Source organism: Methylobacterium sp. WL64, assembly GCF_008039945.1.
In the GTDB taxonomy this organism is placed as follows: Bacteria; Pseudomonadota; Alphaproteobacteria; order Rhizobiales; family Beijerinckiaceae; genus Methylobacterium.
On sequence record NZ_VRVA01000222.1, the window covers coordinates 1 to 4,223 of the forward strand.

A 4,223-nucleotide genomic window follows, 5' to 3' on the forward strand; every position below is an offset into this window, starting at 1 on the left:
GGACGTAGGTCGCATCGTCCATCCGAGCATCTCCAGCACCGATGCCAGCACCGATGCCGGATCAGATCACCGAAAAGCTGGACGCCGATAAACCTCCAAACAAGGCGGCCTTCGCCGGATGCGCACGACCTTGCGTCCTTGCGAGACTAGAACACCGACTTGGCGAAGCTTGGCAACACTCTCTTCAGCCGTATGCTTCTTTCGTCCCAGGACAGCATCCTCCACATGGCTCGAAGCCCTATGTGGAACGGCCCTGCGGACAAGAGCGCTCAGCAACAGATCCCCCACCGAAAACGGTGCAGTCATATGTCCGGCCTTTGGGCGCGGTCATGGACCGGCTGGCCTCGATGGAGTCCGCGAGGTGAGTGGCAGATCATATCTGCACGCTCGGAGGCGCATCGGCTTTGAAGGCCTGTCTCACTTCGGAGTGACGTCCCGTCGGGTCTCATCGCTGCTGCTGCACACCCTGCCCCTGCCAGGCACCGGTCCGCGGGTCAGCTATGTCTGGTCTCTGCCGTCACGCGCCCATTGCGCTCAATGTAGCGATAACAGGTTTCCGATGATGGCTACCTTTTGTAAGGAGGGCCCAGACGATGCGCGCCGTCTTGTTGGCCAGCGCAACGGCGGCGACCTTCGGAGGACGACGCGACAAGAGCGCCTGCAACCACGGCGGAGATTTGCCGCCATTGCGCGCTTGGCGCAGGATTGTGGTCGCGCTCAGGATCGGCAAGGTTCGCAAGGTCGGATTGCCCATTTTCGAGATCCGGCCCAGACCCTCCTTGCCTCCGCTGGAATGAGCGCGCGGTGTCAGACCAAGCCAAGCTGCGAAGTGCCGTCCCGAGACGAACCCACTCGGATCAGGGACGAGGGCCTTCAGCGACGCGGCCGAGATGGGTCCGAGACCAGGGATCGCCGTCAACCTCCGGAGATCCGCGTTCTCCCGTGACTGGGCTACAATCTCGCGGTCCAAGCGGTGAAGGCGCTCGCTCAACGCTTCGATGTGATCGGCCAGATCCATAAGCGCGCATTATGCGAACAATCTCTCCGAGGATGACAATCCGTTCGCGGCGCAGCATCGGGAAGCGGTTGTTCCGGAAATGACCCAACCCGGCCGCTCGGATCGCAATGTACGCTTTCCATATGCGGTCATTCGTCGGCATACGGCAACTTCGGCGCGGGGCGGTTTCCTGCCCGTTTGCTTCCGGGGTCATTTGGTAAAACGGGACGTTCTCTCGTATCACGACAGTCCACGGCTTTGCGCCCGTACCTGACAACACGCGCAAGAAACCGACTGTTCCAAAGTGGACGCTAAGCTGTTCTCGGAGCGACACGCCGCTGACCCTACGTGGATGAATCGAGCGCGAATTTAAAACTCTTCTTTGTGTCAAATAAATCAGTCTCTGAACATCACGGCGGTTGGCAACCCATGACGAATGCGGAGAACTATTGATTCACTCTGAGTGAAGGAGCCCGCCCCGCGATATGGTTTCCGGGCCAGTGACAATTTGCTGATCTTCGAGTCAAACTATCGTGCGAGAGCAGATCAATTTGCCACGATCAAGAATAATTCTGCACGTTTTACCTCAGCTTGAGGGCGACTTCTTTAATCTCGTTCACAAAGATTTTGACAGCCGGAATTCGTATTTCACTCTTCCGATAAGCAACAGCGATCTTTCGACGGATCGTCGGTCGCAGCTCTTTTATACAAAGTCCTGTCGGGTTCCTGAGGACACGTAGGCCGGGCTGGATCGTGATTGAGCATCCGGCTGCTACCATCGCGTGGACGACCTCGAAACCTTGGCAGCTCCCGTTGAGGATTGGGTCGAAGCCCGTTTCACGGCAGGCGCGCGTCAGAACGCCTGAATAGTCATCGGCGGTTGTGTCGAGAGCCCATCGCTGGTCCCGGAGATCCGATAAGGTCACGAAGGATCGGCTCGCAAGGGGATTCGACGCCGTCATCAGGACGTAGAGATCGTCATTAAGGATGTGGATGGTCTCGATGCCAAGCTCGGGGGGGTGCCCGCTCGTGGTGAGGTCGTCGACCAGCGCGACATCGGTCTGCCAAGCGCGCAGAGCCGCAAGTCCTTCCATCGGCTCCATCTCCACGAACGTCGTTTGCAGTGCTGGGTAAGCCTGCGCCAGAGCGATCATGGTCGGCGGGATTAGGGACGCGGCGACGGACGGGAACGCGGCAATGCGCAACTCGCCAGCGACGACGCGCTTTAGTTCAGCAAGATCGGTTTTGGCCTCCTGCAGGACAGCCATGACCCGCCCGGCATGAGCGACCAAGCATTCCCCTGCCGGTGTCAAATGGACGCCACGGCCCCGGCGCTCGACGAGTTCGACGCCGACCTCGGATTCAAGCATCGTTATCTGCTGCGAAACGGCAGAAGGCGAGATCCTAAGCGCATCCGCCACCGATGCCATTGTTTTTCGCAGAGAAAGCTCACGCAACGTGCGGAGTCTGGCGAATTCCACCTGAGAGCTCCAGAATTGTCGCATAACGCTTAATCATGCAACTTTGCTAATGCACATGTCAAGCGCAATTAAGTAGACGTAGATCAAAGGTATGCATAATTTTGCTCCTGTAGCGCAGCGAGTTCGGGGGTGGAGAATAAAGTTGCCAATACGAGCCTGGGGTTTCGGCTTGGCACGCCACTCGCCCAGAAGGAAAACTTCGGTCTCTATTACCGTCGCAGCGCTCGCATGTCGGGCTGGCGCAGGCTAGGATTATTCATATGTCAATTAAACAATTCCTGGCGGCCGGATTTCTTATTTTGGCGGCACTATGGAGCAGCTCTGCCTCTTCGTCAGTTATAGAGATTGTAAAAAAACGGGGCGCGTTAAATTGCGGCACCGACAACACCGCTCCTGGCTTCGGATACCTCAATACAAAATCGGGCAAGTTGGAGGGTCTTGACATAGATTTCTGTCGAGCAATGGCGGCGGCCGTCCTAGGCGACGCCAACAAGGTCAACTATGTAATCGTAACGGACAAGAGCCGCTTCAACGTCCTTCAGACCGGCCAAGTCGATGTCGTCTTCGCACACACGACCGTGAAACCGGTCCGAGAATCGGCGGTCGGTATCGACTTCTTGCCCATCAATTTTTATGATGGCACAGGCGTCATGCTAAAGACCTCTCTCGGGGTCAAAAATCTGTCCGAGCTCGATGGCGCCACTATTTGCACTACGCAAGGATCCGGAACCGAATCGACGCTGTCCGGGCTGTTCAAGGCACGCAACTTCAAGAGCGCCAAAGCTCTGACTTTCGAGAATCTCGAGAAGCTTTTCTCCGCTCTCGATGCCGGCCGCTGCAACGCCATTCTCACCGATAAGTCGGCACTGGCGGCTTGGCGAGGAAATGCCGCGAAACCTGCAGATTTTGTCATCCTGCCGGACGCTCTGGATAAAGCCCCCTTCGCCGGCTTCGTCGTCGCCAACGATTCGAAGTGGCGCAACACGCTGCGCTGGGCGACCTATGCGCTTTTTCAGGCCGAGGAATGGGGCATCACCTCTCAGAACCTGCCTCAGCAACTTAATTCCAGCGACATCTTCGTTCAGAAGTTCCTGGGCTTGAATGGCGGATTCGGCAAAGATTTCGGCATATCTGATAGTTTCGTTGCCGACATGGTCCGCGCAGTCGGAAATTACGGCGAGATCTACGATCGTAACCTTGGCCCGAAAACGCCATTCCACATCGAACGTGAGGGCACGCCTAACGCGTCTTGGACCAAAGGCGGCGCCGTGTACTCGCCGACCTGGAACTGAGCCGAATGTCCACTCCGCCTGTGGCGTGTTTCGACGGGGCGTGCGATGACAGTCTTACGGATAGACGATCCCGATGCCGGCTATCCGGGCGCTCCGGTCAAGCCGCTTGCCCGGAAGCCGGTGCGGCGGTGGGCCTTCAACGCCGCCGCCCTTGGAGCGGCCGTCGGGTTCGTCCTGTGGTTCGGCTGGGCCGTCCACGCAGCGCTGGCCCGTAAGGGTATCTACTTCTCGTTCGACTTCCTGTGGAATAGCGCTGGCGTGGATCTCAGTGAAGGGTGGACATTCGCCTGGCACGGGTGGCTGCCTACGTTCGAGAGCTTCTCCTCCGTAATTACCCACCCCCTTGCGCGGGTTGGGTTTCGCTGATTCCCTCGTGGGATGGTTCGTACCGATCTTGAGCGGCTGAGCCGCGAGGAGTTGATCGAACTGGTGCTGCGGCTGCAGCGTCCGGAT

Annotated in this window: 4 protein-coding genes; 2 read left to right on the plus strand and 2 right to left on the minus strand. The window is 58.1% G+C overall.

Features of this window, described 5'->3' with window-relative positions; genetic code table 11:
* Positions 1-517 precede the first annotated feature (517 nt).
* Together FV242_RS32895 and FV242_RS32900 are read right to left on the minus strand one after the other, a co-directional pair.
* A complete protein-coding gene (locus FV242_RS32895; RefSeq protein ID WP_147941869.1) occupies positions 518-1,018 on the minus strand; it encodes an IS110 family transposase in 501 nt (166 codons plus the stop codon).
* Between the two features lie 560 nt (positions 1,019-1,578).
* Positions 1,579-2,478 carry a LysR family transcriptional regulator gene (locus FV242_RS32900; protein WP_147941870.1) on the minus strand — a complete coding sequence of 300 codons (900 nt, stop codon included), beginning with the start codon at positions 2,476-2,478 and terminating at the stop codon, positions 1,579-1,581.
* Between the two features lie 260 nt (positions 2,479-2,738).
* Here FV242_RS32900 and FV242_RS32905 point away from each other — a divergent pair, with 260 nt between their 5' ends.
* Entirely contained in the window at positions 2,739-3,770 is a 1,032-nt protein-coding gene (locus FV242_RS32905; RefSeq protein WP_147941871.1) for a transporter substrate-binding domain-containing protein, read from the plus strand.
* Between the two features lie 45 nt (positions 3,771-3,815).
* Positions 3,816-4,136, plus strand: coding sequence for a hypothetical protein (locus FV242_RS32910; RefSeq protein WP_147941872.1), 321 nt, complete (start codon positions 3,816-3,818; stop codon positions 4,134-4,136).
* The last annotated feature ends 87 nt before the right edge of the window (positions 4,137-4,223 follow it).